The organism is Streptomyces shaanxiensis (genome assembly GCF_039537145.1).
GTDB lineage: Bacteria > Actinomycetota > Actinomycetes > Streptomycetales > Streptomycetaceae > Streptomyces > Streptomyces shaanxiensis.
Map to the genome: position 1 here is coordinate 431,724 of NZ_BAAAZY010000010.1, position 18,068 is coordinate 449,791.

Below are 18,068 nucleotides of genomic sequence, written 5' to 3' on the forward strand. Positions count from 1 at the left end.
AGTCCCCGGAGCCGTCATGGCGTCCGGGGACTCGGGAGTTCGCGCGCGATCAAAGCACGCTCAACGCACCATCACGGCACGCTCAGGCCGTCACCGTCTCCCGCTGAGCGGCCTGACCGGCCGTCCGCTCGCCGAGTTGCTCCGTCGGGACCTTGGCCGTCTCGCGGGCCGAGAGGGCGGCCACGACCGGCGGCACGCACAGGGCCGCCGTGAACAGGGCGACCGCCGACCAGTCGTCGCCGTTCGGGCCCGCGATCTGCGCGGCGAAGGTGACCGCGAAACCGGCGACCGCGAAGCCGATCTGGGTGCCGATGGCCATGCCGGACAGCCGGACCCGGGTGGAGAACATCTCGCCGTAGAAGGACGGCCACACGCCGTTCGCGGCGCTGTACACCACACCGAAGGTGACGATGCCCAGCAGCAGGGTCAGCGGGTAGGAGCCGGTCGAGATCGACCACAGGTACAGGAACATCATCACCGCGCTGCCGGCCGCGCCGATCAGGAACACCGGGCGGCGGCCGATGCGGTCCGACAGCGTGGCCCACAGCGGGATCGCGCCGAGCGCGACCAGGTTGGCGAGGGCGCCCACCCACAGCATGGAGGACCTGCTCATCCCGACCGAGTCGCTCGTGGCGTACGACAGCGCCCACACCGTGAAGATCGTGCTGACCGAGGCCACCAGCGCACCGCCGATCACCCGCAGCACATCCGCCCAGTGCTCCCGAAGCAGCACCACCAGCGGCAGCTTGACGACGCCCTCGGTGGCGGCCTGCTGCTCGAAGGCCGGCGTCTCGTCCAGCTTGCGGCGGATGACGAACCCGACGACGGCGACCGCGACGCTCATCCAGAACGGGACCCGCCAGCCCCACGACAGCAGCTGCTCCTCCGGGAGCGCGGCGACCGGGATGAAGACCAGGGTGGCCAGCAGCTGCCCGCCCTGGGTGCCGCTCAGCGTGAAGCTGGTGAAGAAGCCGCGCCGGTTCGGCGGCGCGTGTTCCAGAGTCATCGAGTTGGCGCTGGCCTGCTCACCCGCCGCCGAGATGCCCTGCAGCACACGGCACAGCACCAGCAGGACCGGCGCCAGGGTGCCGACCTGGTCGCGCGTCGGCAGACAGCCGATGAGGAACGTCGACACGCCCATCAGGATCAGCGTGAAGACCATGATCTTCTTACGGCCCAGCCGGTCGCCGAAGTGACCGAGGAACAGCGCGCCGACCGGCCGGGCGGCGTACGCGACGCCGAAGGTGGCCAGCGACAGCAGGGTGGCGGTCGCCGGGTCGGACTCGTCGAAGAAGACCTCGGGGAAGATCAGCGCGGCCGCGCTGCCGTAGATGAAGAAGTCGTAGTACTCCAGGGCGCTGCCGATCCAGGCAGCCGTGGCCGCCTTCCTCGGCTGGCCGGCGGGGGTGTCGGGGACGGACACAGGGGTGCTCCTTCGAGGGAACTCCACCATACGGGGAGTGCGTGGCGAGAAAGAGGCGCCGGATCCCTGGGGTGACGGGTCGGCCGCGCCGGGAGCTACCCGGCTAATTAACCCACTGGATAGTTAGTAGCGGATGGCTACGGATGTTGCGCCGACGTTTCCCGGGTGTCAAGAGGTCATGCCGAAGGATCTTGTGGTGCGAGGTGTCCGGATCGGCCCGGGTCAGTCCTCGGCGCGCGGTGCCGTCAGGTACGCGATCACCATGTCGCCGAGCAACGCGCGGTAGTACTCGCGCCGGGCCGGGTCCACCAGGTCACGGCCGAACAGGGCGCCGAAGGTGTGCCGGTTGGAGACCCGGAAGAAGCAGTAGGAGCTGATCATCGCGTGCAGGTCGACGGCGTCGACGTCGGCCGTGAACAGGCCGGACTTCTGGCCCGACTCCAGGATCCGGCGGATCACGTCCAGGGCCGGCGAGCCGATCTTGCCGAGCTTCTCGGAGGCGGCGATGTGCTCGGCCCCGTGGATGTTCTCGATGCTGACCAGGCGGATGAAGTCGGGGTGCTGCTCGTGGTGGTCGAAGGTCAGCTCGGCGAGCCGGCGGATGGCCGCGACCGGGTCCAGATGCTCGACGTCGAGCTGCTGCTCGGCCTCCCGGATCACGCCGTACGCCCGCTCCAGCACGGCGGTGAACAACTGCTCCTTGCCGCCGAAGTAGTAGTAGATCATCCGCTTCGTGGTGCGGGTGCGGGCGGCGATCTCGTCGACGCGGGCGCCGTCGTAGCCGGCGCGGGCGAACTCCTGCGTCGCGACGTCGAGGATCTCGGCCTGGGTGCGGGCGGCGTCACGGATCCGCCCGTTCGTTCGTGCCGGCTCTTCGACGCTGGTCATCGGGTTCCTTCGGCGAGGGCGAGCGCGCCCCGGTGGCCCACCCGTGTGCCGGTGATTGTAGAAGCCCTCCGGCTTCGTGTGTCGGGTCAGGCCTTCCCAAGCTCCGGCGTCGCCTGCTATGACTAACTCACCAGTTCGTACATTAGTGAGCCGCTCAGGAGGTCCCCGGTGGCCAAGGACGCCAAGGACTCGTATCTCGTCGGGCTGATCGGTTCCGGCATCGGCCCCTCGCTCAGCCCGGCGCTGCACGAGCGGGAGGCCGACCGGCAGGGCCTGCGCTATCTGTACCGGCTCATCGGCATCGACACGCTCGGCGTCCCGCCCGAGGCGGTGGGCGACCTCGTGCGGGCCGCCCGTGACCTGGGTTTCGACGGGCTCAACATCACGCACCCGTGCAAGCAGCTCGTCATCGAGCACCTGGACGCGCTGGCCCCGCAGGCCGAGGCGCTGGGCGCGGTCAACACCGTCGTCTTCGAGGACGGCCGGGCCGTCGGCCACAACACGGACGTCACCGGCTTCGCCGCGTCCTTCGCGCGCGGGCTTCCCGACGTGCCGATGGAGCGGGTCGTGCAGTTGGGGGCCGGGGGTGCGGGCGCGGCCGTCGCGCACGCCATGCTGACGCTCGGGGCCGAGCGGGTGACTGTGGTGGATGCGCTGACCGACCGGGCTGCCGACCTCGCCGCCGCCCTGAACCGGCACTTCGGCTCCGGCCGGGCCGTCGGCGCCGCCCTGGACGCGCTCCCCGCGTTGATGACTCAGGCCGACGGTCTCGTGCACGCCACCCCCACCGGCATGGCCGCGCACCCGGGCCTGCCCCTCCCGGCCGAGCTGCTGCATCCCGGGTTGTGGGTTGCCGAGGTCGTCTACCGACCCCTGGAGACCGAGCTGCTCCGCACCGCCCGAGCGATGGGCTGCGCCGCTCTGGACGGGGGTGGAATGGCCGTGTTCCAGGCCGCGGATGCGTTTCGGCTGTTCACCGGTCGTGAGCCCGACTGCGGGCGAATGCTGGCGGACATCGCCGAGATGGCCGGGGTTGTCGAGAGCTCGGCGGGCTAGGTCCTGTGATCACTGCGGGCCGTCCGTAGCCGGTCGCGCCCACGCGGCGGAGCCGCGAATTGACACAGCCCCGCGCCCCTATCGGGGCGCTGCAGTGCCCGGCATTTTGAAGGAGCGCGTCCATGCGTACGTCCATCGCCACCGTCTCCCTCAGCGGGTCCCTCACCGAGAAGCTGACCGCCGCCTCCCGGGCCGGCTTCGACGGTGTGGAGATCTTCGAGAACGACCTGCTGGCCAGCCCTCTCACCCCTGAGGAGATCCGCGGCCGCTGTGCCGACCTCGGTCTCACCATCGATCTCTATCAGCCGATGCGGGACATCGAGGCCGTGCCCGCCGACGAGTTCGGACGCAATCTGCGCCGGGCCCGGCACAAGTTCGAGCTGATGCGGCGGCTCGGCGCCGACACCGTCCTCGTCTGCTCCAGCGTCCACCCGCTGGCCGTGGACGACGACGCGCTCGCCGCGTACCACCTGCGTCAACTCGCCGATCTAGCCCAGGACTTCGGGATCCGCGTCGCCTACGAGGCGCTCGCCTGGGGACGGCACGTCAGCACGTACGACCACGCCTGGCGCATCGTCGAGGCCGCCGACCACCCCGCGCTCGGCACCTGCCTGGACAGCTTCCACATCCTCTCCCGGGGCTCCGACCCCAAGGACCTCGAAGGCATTGCGGACATCCCCGGTGAGAAGATCTTCTTCCTCCAGCTCGCCGACGCCCCGCTGCTCGCCATGGACGTCCTGCAGTGGAGCCGCCACTACCGCTGCTTCCCGGGGCAGGGTGGATTCGACGTGGCGGATCTCGTACGCCGTGTCCTGCACACGGGCTACGACGGACCGCTGTCCCTCGAAGTCTTCAACGACGTCTTCCGCCAGGCCGAGGCAGGCCCGACCGCCGTCGACGCCCACCGCTCCCTGCTGGTCCTCCAGGACGCGGTCGGCGTGGCGACACCGCCCGCCCCCGTCGTCCCCACCGGCGTCGCCTTCGCCGAACTGGTCACGCCCGACGCCGAGCCGATCACGGCGCTGCTCGGCGCCCTGGGCTTCACCCGCACCGCACGGCACCGCAGCAAGCCGGTCGACCTCTGGCAGCAGGGCGCGGCCCGCGTCCTGGTCAACACCGCGGGTGCCGCACGCCGAGACGGCACCGGACTCGCCGCGATCGGCCTGGAGTCACCGGACCCGGCCGCTGCGGCCCGCCGCGCCGAGGCCCTGCTGGCACCCGTCCTGCCACGCCGCCGGGCCCTGGAGGACGCCGCGCTGGACGCGGTGGAGGCACCCGACGGCACGGAACTGTTCTTCTGCGCGACCGATCGCCCCGAACTGCCCAACTGGCGCACCGACTTCACGGACATCGGACACGAGTCCGGCACCCCGGGCGTGACCGGCATCGATCACCTCGCCCTCGTCCAGCCCTGGCATCACTTCGACGAGGCCACCCTCTTCCACCGCAGCGTCCTCGGCCTGCACGCCCAGGAGAGCGTCGACGTCGCCGACCCGTACGGTCTGATGCGCAGCCGCGCCGTCACCAACGCCGACGGCAGCGTGCGCATCGCCCTGAGCGTCGGTGCGGCGCCCACCGACGACACCGTGCACGCCCAGCACATCGCACTGGCCACGGACGACGTGGTCGCGGCGGCCCGCCGCTTCCGGGAAGCGGGCGGGCGTCTGCTGCCGATCCCGGTCAACTACTACGACGACCTGGCGGCCCGGTACGAGTTCGCGGACGGCGAGCTGGAGACGTACCGCGAACTCGGCATCCTCTACGACCGCGACGCACATGGGGAGTTCCGGCACTGCTACACCGTGACGGTCGGCCGCGTCTTCTTCGAGCTCGTGCAGCGGGACGGCTACCGGGGTTACGGCGCCCAGAACGCGCCGGTGCGGCTATCCGCCCAGCATGCCGGGCGGCCGGTCCGGTGAACGGGCCTACTGGCGACTGACGGTCCGGGTCACGCCGGCGATGACCGTCGTGGCCAGGATCCAGCCGGTGAGGATGAGGACATACGCCAGGGCCTGCTGCCCGCCCTCCGGGGCGAACGCCGTTTCCTGGCCGAAGGAGATCACCGGCAGGAGCAGGTCGAGCGTGTAGAACACCGGGTTGAATTCCGGTGCCTCGTCCGCCTTCAGTCGCGGCGGCGTGTGCAGCGTGAACGCGACCGAGCCGACGGCCAGCAGCGACAGCAACCAGCCCAGGGCCCGCATCGGCCGGAAGCCGTAGCCGACGGTGGCGTCCTGGACGTGCCCCCACAGGCGGCCGTACCAGGGCAGGGTGGTGCGATGGCGGCGCTGTTTGGCGAGTTGGACCAGGCGGGCGGCGTGGTCGTCGCCGGTACGGCGGTACGACGCGGTCAACTGCTCGTACCCGTGCGGGTCGAAGGTGTCCTCGTCCCGCTCCAGCATGGGCAGCCGGAGTTCGGGCGGCACATGCGGGGTGAGGGAGGTGTAGGTGAGGTCGAGGAGGCGGACCTGGTCCGGGAGCATCTCCGGGTCCAGATTGAGGTGTTCTATCTGGGAGCGGCGCAGGTTGAGCCGGCCCTCCATCGGGGTGCCCCCGCGCAGCCACACCTCGCCGATGACACAGCTGCTCGCCCGCATCGCGGTGCCGCCGGGGTTGGACAGCTCGCAGTACAGCAGGTCGAGCCGACCGGGGATGCGGGCGCCGCGCAGGTCGATGCGGCCGCGCGCGCTCAGGCGCCTGCCCAGGACGTTGGCGCCCACTTCGAGGGCCTCGGCGTTCAGGACGAAGTCGCCGCGATGACGGAGCTCGGCGTTCTCCAGCCGGAGCGAGCCACTGATGGTGGCGCCGTTGAGGCGGATCTCGCCGTGTGTGCGCAGCCCTGACGCGCACAGGTCCTCTCCCACAGTCACCTGGTGGAGCTGAAGCACCGGTCTCTCGTTGCCCTCCGGCGCGGTGACCTCCGTGCCCTCCAGATACAGCGCCCCGGCGACCTGCGCCCCGCCGAGCCGCACCGGCCCGCGGAACCGGCAGTTCGTCAGCCGCAGCCCGCCGTCGATCCGAACCCGCGCGGACGCCAGACCGGGCAGCTGGGACCCGCTCAGATTGAGGTACTTCAGTTGGGCGCCGGAGAAGTCCGGGACCTCGTCGAAGTGGCAGTCACTCAGGCGTACGACGCTCTCGATCGTCGCGTAACGGAGGTCCAGCACGCCGGTGATCCGCGCGCCCGCCACCTTGAGGGCCGCGACCTCCCCGCTCTCCACCGGGCCGTCGAGCAGCAGCGCCCTCAACACCGCCGCGCGGACGGTCCGTTGGGCTTCCCGGTCGGTGTCCTGGGCCGCGCTCTCTTCTCCCGCCACGCGGAAGTCCACGGCCCGGCCCTTGGGAAAGGCCTCCCACACGGTTCGCTCGGCCGGCGTCAGATCGTTGATCTCCATCAGCCGGGACTCTGACGCCGGCCGCCGAACCTGTCAACTCGCCCCAGGGTGGTCGAGGATGAACCGCCCGTCTGTCCGCAGGATCGTTCAGGCGGAACCGCCCGTCGGCCGCACCGCCCGCCACGGCGCGAACGCGCTCGCCCCGCGCGGCAGCAGCGCCGCCAGCTCCGGGCAGTGCCGCAGGATCACGGAGTTCATGCCGCCCCGCTCGACCCAGTCGATCCCGAGCGGCGTGTACACCTCGGGCCGGTAGTCGACGTTGAGGAAGCGGTCGGACTGCAGGCGCCGGCTCGCCATCAGGATGAAGATCCGGAACGCGGTGTCGCTGAAGCCGAACCCGGTCGGCGGGTTCTCCCCGAACAGGCCCACGACGGTGTCGATCTCGTCGACCGAGCGGTAGACCTCCTTCAGCCGGGCCAGCGTCTGCGCGTTCTCCGTCAGCTCCTCGAAGGAGCGGATGCGCGGCTTGTGCAGTCCTTCGCGGAAGTCGTTGTAGCGGGGCACGCCACGCCGCCGCGTCCGCACCAGATCCACCACCGACAGGTCGATGATCTCGCCCTCGCGTTCGAACTGCTGCAGCGAACGCGGGAAGTTGTGGAGCGTGATCGCGCCGGGGTGGGCGATGCCGAACGAGTACAGCGTGTCCGCCAGCCCCGTCTTGCGGATCCGTGTCTCCGCCGCGCCGCCCTGGATGTCCAGGAAGCCCACCGTCTCCAGCCGCTGCCCGAAGTGGTGCTCGCGCAGCTCGAAGTCGTCCGGGATCAGCGGGTGCATGCGGTAGACGGTGACGAAGTCCTCGGTCAGGGAGTACGGGGCCGCGTGGTGGTCCGGCAGGGTCTTCGGGATGCCGGTCAGGGAGTGCGACTCGAACAGCCACAGGCCCAGCTGGTCGAGCCACTTCTTCGGCGGGCCCTGCCAGTTGGTGTGCAGGGCGATGTCGATCGCCTCGGTCGCCAGGATCGCCGGTGTCCACTCCACCGTGTGGATCTTCGCGATCAGCGCCGAGACCACCAGGCGGGCCGTCTGGTAGATCCGCTCCTCGCTCATCGTCGGATACTCGGCACGCAGCGCGGCGCACACCGCGTTGTGCTCCCGGGCGAACAGCGTGTGCATGGCACTCAGGCCCATCCACCAGCTGTCGCTGAAGCCGGTCAGCGGAATCCCGCCGTTGGTCCCCGTGGGCAAGTGGCCGTCCTCCAGGCGGAGTTCGGCGCGGCCGTCGGCCTCGCGCAGGAAGCGGGCCGTCTGCTCGTCGGCGCCGTACACCTCGGAGCCGTCCCACCAGTGCGAGGCGGTGTTGGCGAACAGGATCGGCGGCCTGCCCGGCACCTCGACGCCCTCGTTCTCCGCGAACCGCATGACGTTCTCGCCGGGCCCGCCGGGCGTGTTCCGCCACGGCCCGCTCCCGGGCGGCAACGGCACCTCGACACTGCGCTCGCCGGGCTTGTGGCGACGGTGGTTGACCCAGTCGTGCACCTGGAACTGGATCCAGGACGCGGCCAGCACGTTCAGCGAGGTCGCGGGCAGGAAGCTCTCGCGGTACAGGAGCTGGCGGCTGACCGTCACCGGGTTCGGGGTGTCGAAGAGGTCGGGACGGTAGTCGGGTCGCAGATTGCGGCCGAAGGCCGAACCGACGGCGCCCATCCGTGGGGCCGACAGATCGTTGTACGTCCCGTCGTACGACCGCTCGCCGCGCAGCCGCTCCGGGATCGGCTCCGGCACCCGCTGGGCCCGCGGCGGGGCCTCGCGCGCCTCGGTGTCGATCAGGTTCAGCCGGCGCAGTACCTTGCGCAGGAACACCAGGTTCAGCAGGCTCAGCTGCACCGGCAGCCGGTGCCAGGGAACGTAGCGGTTGAGCAGCGCGAACGCCGTCTCCATCGGACGGCGCAGCACCCGGTTGCGCACCGGTTCCCCGGTGGCGAACCGCAGGCCGAGCCGGTGCGCGCTCGACGCCTGGTACGCCGCCTTGCGAGCGCGGTTGATGTTGCCGAGCGGCCGGAACTCCTCGGTCGTGTACCAGGGGTTGAAGGCGAGGTCCTCGATCCGGCGGGCGATCGCACGTGCCTCGGCGGCGTCCAGGTCCTGGCTCGGGATGGAGAGCCGGGCTATGGGTATCGCGGGTGACGTGCCGTCCTTCCACTCCACCGAGGCGTCCTCGACCGGAGTGTGCCGCTCGTCCACGAAGCGCTGCACGCACAGGTCGTAGTCGACGTCGCTCCGCGCCAGCCGGCGCGCGAACTCGCGGTGCAGGAAGTCCGGGTCCCGGCGGTCCGGTGTGGGCGCGGGCGGACTGCCCGGCGCGGGACGGAACAGGAACCGCACCGGCCCCGCATCGCCCCACAGGATCGCGCCCCGGCTCCAATACGTCTCCTGCGCGAGGGAGTCGACGGTGTGCCGCGCCGCCGCCCGGACATTGCGCCGCATCCGGTCGGCGGTCCGCAGCCCCACGGCCAGCGGAAGTTTGACCAGCAGCCCGAAGGCCTTCCGCAACGGACTTCGGGCCCCCGCCATCGCCTTGGCGAAGGCCACGAACTCGCGGGCGTTCGCGGCATGCGAGACCGGATAGCTCGTCGCCAGCAGGTCGTGGCTCTCCTCCTCCGACACCCGCACCCGCACGGCCGCCCCGCGCAGATCGGGCGAGCCGTCGCCCTGCCGGATGCCGCTCGCGTTCGACAGCCGTACGGTCGCCGGGTATTCGGCGCCGGGCTGGGCGAACCCCACGCGCAGGGCCGCCGGGAGGTCGTCGTGGAAGCGCAGCCGCGCGTTCTCCACGGCCACCGGCGCCTTGGCGTGGAAGGCCCGGGCGGCATCGCCGCCCCCGGCCCGCCGGTTCCTGACCTGCACCTCCATCAGCTCGCGGGCCAGCTGCTCGAACACCAGCCGTTCCGCCTGAGGACTGCCGCCTTCGTACCGTTCGTAGCGCTGCTCGTGCTGCCCTGACTCGGCCATCGGTGGTCTTCCTTCGTACGACTGCGTACGGATGCGTACGGGGACAGGGGCCAGCACGCTACCGACGGCCCACGGCGCCCACAGCGAAGGTTCGCGCCGATGTGCTTCCGGTCGTTCCGGATGTGAACAATCACGGGGGGAGCGCCGTTCGGGCACGTCCAGCGGGCGCCTCGGGGCGGGCCGACATCCCGTGTCCGTCCCGCCACACCCCAGCATCCCAGCAACCCCACCCGGCCGCATCCGCAGTGGCCGGGGAACGACGGCCACCGGTTGCTTGCCGGATTGACGACCCCGGCGGCCGGTGGTGTGCTCACCATCCGCCGACGTTCCGGGGGAGGTCCCACCATGCGGGACACATACGTCAAGGGGCCCGGCTTCGCCGAGCTGCGCCCGGCCAAGTCACCCACCGACCCGAGCGGCTTCCCGGTCTACCCCGACCTGGTGGACCGGCTCGCCGAGGACAAGCACCAGCCCGACCCCGACGGCGTCGTCCCGCACGTCCTGGCGACCTGCTCGGCGTACGCGTACGCCGGATTCCAGCACCAGGGCGACCCCGAGACCGTGTCCATGATCATGGCGCGGCTCGGCATGGACGAGAACGCCTGCCGGGTCCTCGAACAGCGCGTGGACGCCCTGTACATCGCCTCCGCCGCCTACCTCGTCCAGGACAAGGACCGCCGGGTCGTCATCCTCGCCTACCGCGGCACCCAGCCCGAGGACATCATCAGCATCCTCACCGACGCCGACGTACGCCCGGAGATGCTCGCCGTCGAACTCCAGGGCCGCCGCCACGAGGTCCACGCCGGCTTCTACCGCAACGTCCGCGCCACCCGCCACCTCGTCGTCCGGGCCCTGGAACGCGCCCTGCGCGGCGAGTCCGTCAACCCCGACGAATCAGGCACCCGGGGCGACGGTCTGGAGGCGCTCTACATCACCGGCCACAGTCTGGGCGGCGCCATGGCCGCGCTGATGGCCGTGACGCTCGTCCACGAACCGCGCTACCGGCACATCACCGACAAGCTCAAGGGCGTCTACACCTTCGGCCAGCCCATGGTCGGCGGCCCCGACCTCGCCCGCGCCTGCGCGGAGGCCCCCGGCCCCCTGAACGACCGGCTGCTGCGCTATATCTTCGACCGGGACGTCGTCCCCGCCCTGCCGCCCCGCCCCGTCGGCCCGTACGCCCCGTTCGGCCGTGAGTTCCACTACCGCAGGCCACGCGGCCGCACCGACACGGCGCTCGCCTTCGCCGCGGACTCGGCGGTCGACGCGCTGACCCTGCCGGGAGACGTCCTGCGGGCCGTCGCGAACCGGGACTGGGGAGACCTGTCCAGGCGGGTCGGAACCCTCCGCCGCCTGCCACGCGGGCGGGCCCAGGGCTGGACCGAGGTGACCGAACCCCATCTCCACTACCCCCAGATGGACACCCTCGCGGGCCTGGCCGTCGTCGCCCCGCTGGCCTTCTTCGCCGCCAAGCTCGCCCTCACCCGCACGATCCCCTTCAAGTACTCCTTCGACGACCACGGCCCGGGCCACTACGTCAACGCGCTCGCCCCGCCGGGGGTGTTGAGCGAGTTCGGTGACGTGTTGTAGCCCGGGCCCTTCGTCGGCCTACGCCCTGGTGTTCCACTCCGCGATCACGGGCCGCCCGTGCTCCGTCGACAGCCGGCTCACCGTGCCCGTCGCCAGCTGGAACAGCCGCCCCTCCGACGGGGCCAGCCCCAGCCGGCGGGCCGTCACGATGCGCAGGAAGTGGCCGTGGGCCACGAGGATGACGTCGCCTTCGGGGAGCGCCGCCGCCACGCGGGCCAGCACTCGGTCGGCGCGTGCCCCGACCTCGGCCGGTGACTCACCGGGGTGGTCGTGCGGGCCGGGTGTCACGCCGTCGGTCCACAGGTACCAGTCGGGGCGGGTGCGGTGTATCTCGACGGTGGTGACGCCCTCGTAGCCGCCGTAGTCCCACTCGTGCAGGTCCGGTTCGGGTACGGCCCCGGACACGCCCGCCAGTTCGGCGGTGCGGACCGCGCGGTGCAGCGGGCTGGTCAGGGCCAGGGCGAAGGTCCGGCCGGACAGGAGCGGGGCGAGGGACTTGGCCTGTTCCTCGCCCTCCCGGGTGAGGGGCAGGTCGGTCCAGCTGGTGTGCTGTCCCGACCTGCTCCACTCCGTCTCGCCGTGGCGGACCAGGAGAAGATCCCCCACGGTTCGCTACTTCGACTCGACGGCGTGGCCGCCGAACTGGTTGCGCAGCGCCGCGATCATCTTCATCTGCGGGGAGTCGTCCTGGCGGGACGCGAACCGGGCGAACAGCGACGCCGTGATCGCGGGCAGCGGAACCGCGTTGTCGATGGCCGCCTCGACGGTCCACCGGCCCTCGCCGGAGTCCTGCGCGAAGCCCTTCAGCTTCTGCAGGTGCTCGTCCTCGTCCAGGGCGTTCACCGCGAGGTCCAGCAGCCAGGACCGGATGACCGTGCCCTCCTGCCAGGAGCGGAACACCTCGCGGACGTCGGTCACGGAGTTGACCTTCTCCAGCAGCTCCCAGCCCTCGGCGTAGGCCTGCATCATGGCGTACTCGATGCCGTTGTGGACCATCTTGGAGAAGTGCCCGGCGCCGACCCGGCCGGCGTGGACGTAGCCGTAGGGGCCCTCCGGCTTGAGCGCCTCGAAGATCGGCTGGAGTCGCTGCACGTGCTCCTTGTCGCCGCCGACCATCAGCGCGTAGCCGTTCTGCAGGCCCCACACGCCGCCGGAGACGCCCGCGTCGACGAAGCCGATGCCCTTGATGCCGAGTTCGGCGGCGTGCTTCTCGTCGTCCGTCCAGCGGGAGTTGCCGCCGTCGACCACCGTGTCGCCCTCGGACAGCAGGTCCCCCAGCTCGTCGATGACGCCCTGGGTGGCGGTGCCGGCCGGGACCATCACCCACACCGTGCGCGGCGCGTCGAGCCGCTGGACCAGCTCTTCGAGGCTCTTGACGTCGGAGACCTCGGGGTTGCGGTCGTAGCCGATGACGGTATGGCCGGCGCGGCGGATCCGCTCGCGCATGTTGCCGCCCATCTTGCCGAGACCGATGAGACCGAGCTGCATATCAGTTCACACTTCCTTGAGTTCACGGTAGGCGGCCACGAGGGCGGCGGTGGAGGCATCGAGACCGGGGACGTCCGCGCCCTCGGTCAGCGCGGGCTCGACCCGCTTGGCGAGGACCTTGCCCAGCTCCACGCCCCACTGGTCGAAGGAGTCGATGTTCCAGACGGCGCCCTGCACGAAGACCTTGTGCTCGTAGAGGGCGACCAGCTGGCCGAGGACCGACGGGGTCAGCTCGGGGGCGAGGATCGTGGTGGTGGGGTGGTTGCCGAGGAAGGTGCGGTGCGGAACCTGCTCCTCGGGCACGCCCTCCGCGCGCACCTCGTCCGCCGTCTTGCCGAAGGCGAGCGCCTGCCCCTGGGCGAAGAGGTTCGCCATCAACAGGTCGTGCTGCGCCTTGAGTTCGTCGCTCAGCTCGGCGACCGGCCGGGCGAAGCCGATCAGGTCGGCCGGGATCAGCCGGGTGCCCTGGTGGATCAGCTGGTAGTAGGCGTGCTGCCCGTTGGTGCCGGGCGTGCCCCACACGACCGGACCGGTCGTCCAGCCCACGACGTTGCCCTCGCGGTCCACCGACTTGCCGTTGGACTCCATGTCGAGCTGCTGGAGATACGCCGTGAACTTCGACAGGTAGTGCGAGTACGGCAGCACCGCGTGGGACTCGGCGGCGCAGAAATTGCCGTACCAGACGCCCAACAGCCCCAGGATCAGCGGGGCGTTGGCCTCGGCGGGCGCGCTCTTGAAGTGCTCGTCGACGATGTGGAAGCCGTCGAGCATCTCCCGGAAGCGCTCGGGGCCGATGGCGATCATGAGCGAGAGCCCGATCGCCGAGTCGTACGAGTAGCGTCCGCCGACCCAGTCCCAGAACTCGAACATGTTGTCCGGGTCGATGCCGAAGTCGGTCACCTTCTCGGCGTTGGTCGACAGCGCGACGAAATGCCTGGCGACCGCCTTGTCCTCGCCGCCGAGCCCGGCCAGCAGCCAGGAACGGGCCGACGTGGCGTTGGTGATCGTCTCGATCGTGGTGAACGTCTTGGACGCGACGATGAACAGCGTCTCCGCCGGATCCAGGTCGCGGACCGCCTCGTGGAGGTCGGCGCCGTCGACGTTGGAGACGAACCGGAGCGTCAACTCCCGTGCCGTGAACGGTCGCAGTGCCTCGTACGCCATGGCGGGGCCGAGGTCGGAGCCGCCGATGCCGATGTTGACGACGTTGCGGATACGGCGGCCCGTGTGGCCGGTCCACTCGCCGGAGCGGACGCGGTCCGCGAACGCGCTCATCTTGTCCAGCACCGCGTGGACCTTGGGCACGACGTTCTCGCCGTCCACCTCGATCACCGCGTCCCGCGGCGCCCGCAGCGCGGTGTGCAGTACCGCCCGGTCCTCGGTGACGTTGATCTTCTCGCCGCGGAACATGGCGTTGCGCAGCCCGAACACGTCGGTGGCGGTGGCCAGTTCCTGGAGCAGGGCGAGCGTCTCGTCGTTGATCAGATGCTTGGAGTAGTCGATGCGCAGGTCACCGACGCGCACCACGTACCGTTCCGCCCGGGAGGGGTCGGCCGCGAACAGCTCACGCAGCCGCGGGCGCTGCAGGGCCTCCGCGCGGTGGTCGTCGAGGGCCGCCCACTCGGGGCGCCGGGTGAGCCTGGGGGAGTCGGACAGCGAGTCAGACATGTTCAGGAGTCTCCTTGGGAGCCTCGCCGCGCAGGGCGATGGCGTACATCTCGTCCGCGTCGAGGCGCCTGAGCTCCTCGGCGATGAGTTCGGAGGTGGTGCGGACCTTCAGCGCGAGGGTGCGGGACGGCTGGCCGGGCAGGGTCAGCGTGGCCAGCGGGCCCTCGGGGCGGTCGATGACGATCTCGCCGTTCTCGGTGCCCAGACGCACGCCGGTGACGACCGGTCCGGCGGTGACGACCCGCTCGGCGGTCACGTGCAGGCGGGCCTCCAGCCAGCGGGCCAGCAGCTCGGCCGCCGGGTTGTCGGCCTCGGCCTCCACGGCCGCCGAGAGGATCGGCACCCGGGCCTGGTCCAGCGCCGCCGCGAGCATGGAGCGCCAGGGGGTGAGCCGGGTCCAGGCGAGGTCGGTGTCGCCGGGCGCGTAGGAGCGGGCCCGGGACTCGAGCTCCGCCTGCGGGTTCTCGGTGGTGTACAGGTCGGTGATGCGGCGCTGGGCCAGCGCGCCCAGCGGGTCCTTCGCCGGGTTCTCCGGCGCCTCCACCGGCCACCACACCACGACCGGGGCGTCCGGCAGCAGCAGCGGCAGCACCACCGAGTCGGCGTGGTCGGACACCTCGCCGTACATACGCAGCACGACCGTCTCCCCGGTGCCGGCGTCGGCACCCACCCGGACCTCGGCGTCGAGGTGCGAGCGGGTGCGGTCACGCGGGGTGCGGGCGTGCCGCTTGATGACGACCAGGGTGCGCGAGGGGTGCTCGTGCGAGGCCTCCTCGGCCGCCTTGATCGAGTCGTACGCGTTCTCCTCGTCCGTGACGATGACCATCGTCAGGACCATGCCCACGGCCGGCGTGCCGATCGCGCGGCGGCCCTGCACCAGCGCCTTGTTGATCTTGCTTGCCGTGGTGTCGGTCAGGTCGATCTTCATGGCCTGCGCCAGCTCCGTCCGTCTCGTGCGAGCATCTCGTCGGCTTCCTCGGGTCCCCAGCTCCCGGACGCGTACCGCGCCGGCTTGCCGTGCCTGTCCCAGTACTCCTCGATCGGGTCGAGGATCTTCCAGGACTCTTCCACTTCCTGGTGACGGGGGAACAAATTGGCGTCCCCGAGGAGGACATCCAGGATGAGCCGCTCGTACGCCTCCGGGCTGGACTCCGTGAACGACTCGCCGTAGGCGAAGTCCATCGTCACGTCCCGGATCTCCATCGAGGTACCCGGCACCTTGGACCCGAACCGCACCGTGATGCCCTCGTCCGGCTGGACGCGGATGACGATGGCGTTCTGGCCGAGCTCCTCGGTGGCGGTGGAGTCGAACGGCGAGTGCGGCGCCCGCTGGAAGACGACGGCGATCTCCGTGACCCGCCGCCCGAGCCGCTTGCCGGTGCGCAGGTAGAACGGCACGCCCGCCCAGCGCCGGTTGTCGACGTTCAGCTTCACGGCCGCGTAGGTGTCGGTCTTCGACTTCGGGTCGATGCCGTCCTCCTGCAGGTATCCGAGCACCTGCTCACCGCCCTGCCAGCCGCCCGCGTACTGCCCGCGCACGGTGTGCTTGCCCAGGTCCTCCGGCAGCTTCACGGCCCTGAGCACCTTCAGCTTCTCCGTCAGCAGCGACGCGGCGTCGAAGGCGGCCGGCTCCTCCATCGCGGTGAGAGCCATCAGCTGGAGCAGGTGGTTCTGGATGACGTCACGGGCCGAGCCGATGCCGTCGTAGTAGCCCGCCCGGCCGCCGATGCCGATGTCCTCGGCCATCGTGATCTGGATGTGGTCGACGTACGACCGGTTCCAGATCGGCTCGAACATCTGGTTGGCGAAGCGCAGCGCCAGGATGTTCTGGACGGTCTCCTTGCCCAGGTAGTGGTCGATCCGGAAGACCTGCTCCGGGTCGAACACGTCGTGCACGATCTCGTTGAGCTCCCGGGCGCTCGCGAGGTCGTGCCCGAACGGCTTCTCGATGACCGCGCGCCGCCAGGACCCCTCGGGGGCGTCCGCCAGGCCGTGCTTCTTCAGCTGCTGGACGACCTTCGGGAAGAACTTCGGCGGTACCGAGAGGTAGAAGGCGTAGTTGCCGCTCGTGCCGCGTGCCGCGTCCAGCTCGTCGACCGTCCGGCGCAGCTGCTCGAAGGCCGTGTCGTCGTCGAAGTCGCCCGGGATGAACCGCATGCCCTCGGCGAGCTGCTGCCAGACCTCCTCGCGGAACTCGGTGCGGGCGTGCTCGCGCACCGAGTCGTGCACGATCTGCGCGAAGTCCTCGTTCTCCCAGTCCCGGCGGGCGAACCCGACGAGCGAGAAGCCCGGCGGCAGCATCCCGCGGTTGGCGAGGTCGTACACGGCCGGCATCAGCTTCTTGCGGGACAGGTCGCCGGTGACGCCGAAGATGACGAGCCCGGACGGGCCCGCGATCCGGGGCAGACGGCGGTCGCGCGGGTCGCGCAGGGGGTTGTCCCAGTTCCAGTCCCAGTCGGTGGTCATGCTGCGTCAGCTCCCTTGCTGCCGAGCGACTTCTTCACGGCGTCCAACAGGTCCTGCCACGCCACCTCGAACTTGGCGACGCCCTCGTCCTCCAGGCGGGTGACGACCTCGTCGTAAGAGATACCCAGCGCCTCCACGGCGGCCAGGTCGGCGCGTGCCTGCGCGTAGCCGCCGGTCACCGTGTCGCCGGTGATCTCGCCGTGGTCGGCGGTGGCGTTCAGGGTGGCCTCGGGCATCGTGTTGACGGTGCCGGGCGCGACCAGCTCGTCGACGTACAGGGTGTCCTTGTAGGCGGGGTCCTTGACGCCCGTCGAGGCCCACAGCGGCCGCTGCTTGTTGGCCTTGGCGCCGGTGAGGGCGGTCCAGCGGTCACCGGCGAAGACCTCTTCGTACGCCTCGTAGGCGAGCCGCGCGTTGGCGAGCGCCGCCCTGCCCTTGAGCGCGAGGGCCGGGTCCGTGCCGATCGCCGTCAGCCGCTTGTCGATCTCGGAGTCGACACGGGAGACGAAGAAGGACGCCACGGAGTGGATGCCGGACAGGTCCAGGCCCTTCGCAGCCGCCTTCTCCAGACCGGCGAGGTAGGCGTCCATGACCTCGCGGTAGCGCTCCAGGGAGAAGATCAGCGTGACGTTGACGCTGATGCCCTGGGCGATGACCTCGGTGATGGCGGGCAGACCGGCCTTCGTCGCCGGGATCTTGATCATCACGTTGGGGCGGTCGACCAGCCAGGCGAGCTGCCTGGCCTCGGCGATGGTGGCCGCCGTGTTGTGGGCGAGGCGCGGGTCGACCTCGATGGAGACCCGGCCGTCGCGACCGTCGGTGGCGTCGTACACGGGCCGCAGGATGTCGGCGGCGGCGCGCACGTCGGCGGTGGTCATCATCCGTACGGCCTCGTCGACCGTGACGCCCCGCACCGCGAGGTCGGCGAGCTGCTCCTCGTAGCCTTCACCGGAGCCGATGGCGGCCTGGAAGATGGACGGGTTGGTGGTGACACCCACGACGTTCTTGTTCGCGATCAGCTCGGCGAGGTTCCCGGACTCGATCCGCTTGCGCGACAGGTCGTCCAGCCAGATCGAGACGCCTTCGTCGGAGAGACTCTCGAGGATGCCCGCGGTGGCGGTTGCTTCGGTGGTCACTGTGATCAACTT

General features: G+C 70.6%; 13 protein-coding genes. 3 read left to right on the forward strand and 10 right to left on the reverse strand.

Features of this window, described 5'->3' with window-relative positions; genetic code table 11:
- Positions 1-82: 82 nt before the first annotated feature.
- Complete coding sequence (locus tag ABD932_RS16015) at positions 83-1,423, reverse strand: MFS transporter (RefSeq protein ID WP_345013101.1); 1,341 nt, start codon at positions 1,421-1,423, stop codon at positions 83-85.
- Between the two features lie 222 nt (positions 1,424-1,645).
- On the reverse strand, positions 1,646-2,311 hold the full coding sequence (locus tag ABD932_RS16020) for a TetR/AcrR family transcriptional regulator (RefSeq protein ID WP_126396514.1): 666 nt from the start codon (positions 2,309-2,311) through the stop codon (positions 1,646-1,648).
- 168 nt (positions 2,312-2,479) lie between these two features.
- Between ABD932_RS16020 and ABD932_RS16025 the strand changes: the two genes are divergently transcribed.
- Positions 2,480-3,367, forward strand: coding sequence for a shikimate dehydrogenase (locus tag ABD932_RS16025; protein ID WP_345013105.1), 888 nt, complete (start codon positions 2,480-2,482; stop codon positions 3,365-3,367).
- 122 nt (positions 3,368-3,489) lie between these two features.
- On the forward strand, positions 3,490-5,286 hold the full coding sequence (locus ABD932_RS16030; protein WP_345013107.1) for a bifunctional sugar phosphate isomerase/epimerase/4-hydroxyphenylpyruvate dioxygenase family protein: 1,797 nt from the start codon (positions 3,490-3,492) through the stop codon (positions 5,284-5,286).
- Between the two features lie 6 nt (positions 5,287-5,292).
- Here the strand turns inward: ABD932_RS16030 and ABD932_RS16035 are convergent, their stop codons facing one another.
- Both ABD932_RS16035 and ABD932_RS16040 read right to left on the reverse strand, forming a co-directional pair.
- On the reverse strand, positions 5,293-6,759 hold the full coding sequence (locus tag ABD932_RS16035; protein WP_345013109.1) for a pentapeptide repeat-containing protein: 1,467 nt from the start codon (positions 6,757-6,759) through the stop codon (positions 5,293-5,295).
- 87 nt (positions 6,760-6,846) lie between these two features.
- Entirely contained in the window at positions 6,847-9,708 is a 2,862-nt protein-coding gene (locus tag ABD932_RS16040) for a peroxidase family protein (protein WP_345013111.1), read from the reverse strand.
- A gap of 345 nt (positions 9,709-10,053) precedes the next feature.
- Between ABD932_RS16040 and ABD932_RS16045 the strand changes: the two genes are divergently transcribed.
- Positions 10,054-11,298: a lipase family protein gene (locus ABD932_RS16045; RefSeq protein ID WP_345013113.1), complete on the forward strand. Its 1,245-nt coding sequence runs from the start codon at positions 10,054-10,056 to the stop codon at positions 11,296-11,298.
- Positions 11,299-11,316: 18 nt separating this feature from the next.
- Here ABD932_RS16045 and ABD932_RS16050 read toward each other — a convergent pair whose 3' ends face one another.
- From ABD932_RS16050 to tal, 6 genes are read right to left on the reverse strand one after another with little or no spacing between them, the layout of a single operon-like run.
- Positions 11,317-11,904: a histidine phosphatase family protein gene (locus tag ABD932_RS16050; protein WP_345013115.1), complete on the reverse strand. Its 588-nt coding sequence runs from the start codon at positions 11,902-11,904 to the stop codon at positions 11,317-11,319.
- A gap of 6 nt (positions 11,905-11,910) precedes the next feature.
- Positions 11,911-12,786: a phosphogluconate dehydrogenase (NAD(+)-dependent, decarboxylating) gene (gene gnd, locus ABD932_RS16055; RefSeq protein ID WP_345013117.1), complete on the reverse strand. Its 876-nt coding sequence runs from the start codon at positions 12,784-12,786 to the stop codon at positions 11,911-11,913.
- 6 nt (positions 12,787-12,792) lie between these two features.
- A complete protein-coding gene (gene pgi, locus ABD932_RS16060) occupies positions 12,793-14,442 on the reverse strand; it encodes a glucose-6-phosphate isomerase (protein ID WP_345014423.1) in 1,650 nt (549 codons plus the stop codon).
- 4 nt (positions 14,443-14,446) lie between these two features.
- The gene (gene opcA, locus ABD932_RS16065; protein ID WP_345013119.1) at positions 14,447-15,382 is read right to left on the reverse strand and encodes a glucose-6-phosphate dehydrogenase assembly protein OpcA; all 936 of its coding nucleotides are present in this window, start codon (positions 15,380-15,382) and stop codon (positions 14,447-14,449) included.
- The gene (gene zwf / locus ABD932_RS16070) at positions 15,379-16,920 is read right to left on the reverse strand and encodes a glucose-6-phosphate dehydrogenase (RefSeq protein ID WP_345013121.1); all 1,542 of its coding nucleotides are present in this window, start codon (positions 16,918-16,920) and stop codon (positions 15,379-15,381) included. Before zwf ends, opcA begins: the two co-directional genes overlap by 4 nt.
- A complete protein-coding gene (gene tal, locus ABD932_RS16075) occupies positions 16,917-18,065 on the reverse strand; it encodes a transaldolase (RefSeq protein ID WP_345013123.1) in 1,149 nt (382 codons plus the stop codon). Before tal ends, zwf begins: the two co-directional genes overlap by 4 nt.
- Positions 18,066-18,068: the final 3 nt, after the last annotated feature.

Coding starts and splice junctions, on each gene's coding strand:
- ABD932_RS16020 (WP_126396514.1), bottom strand. CDS start 2,311: ATGACCAGCGTCGAAGAGCCGGCACGAACGAACGGGCGGATCCGTGAC.
- ABD932_RS16030 (WP_345013107.1), top strand. CDS start 3,490: ATGCGTACGTCCATCGCCACCGTCTCCCTCAGCGGGTCCCTCACCGAG.
- ABD932_RS16035 (WP_345013109.1), bottom strand. CDS start 6,759: ATGGAGATCAACGATCTGACGCCGGCCGAGCGAACCGTGTGGGAGGCC.
- ABD932_RS16040 (WP_345013111.1), bottom strand. CDS start 9,708: ATGGCCGAGTCAGGGCAGCACGAGCAGCGCTACGAACGGTACGAAGGC.
- ABD932_RS16045 (WP_345013113.1), top strand. CDS start 10,054: ATGCGGGACACATACGTCAAGGGGCCCGGCTTCGCCGAGCTGCGCCCG.
- gnd (WP_345013117.1), bottom strand. CDS start 12,786: ATGCAGCTCGGTCTCATCGGTCTCGGCAAGATGGGCGGCAACATGCGC.
- opcA (WP_345013119.1), bottom strand. CDS start 15,382: ATGAAGATCGACCTGACCGACACCACGGCAAGCAAGATCAACAAGGCG.
- zwf (WP_345013121.1), bottom strand. CDS start 16,920: ATGACCACCGACTGGGACTGGAACTGGGACAACCCCCTGCGCGACCCG.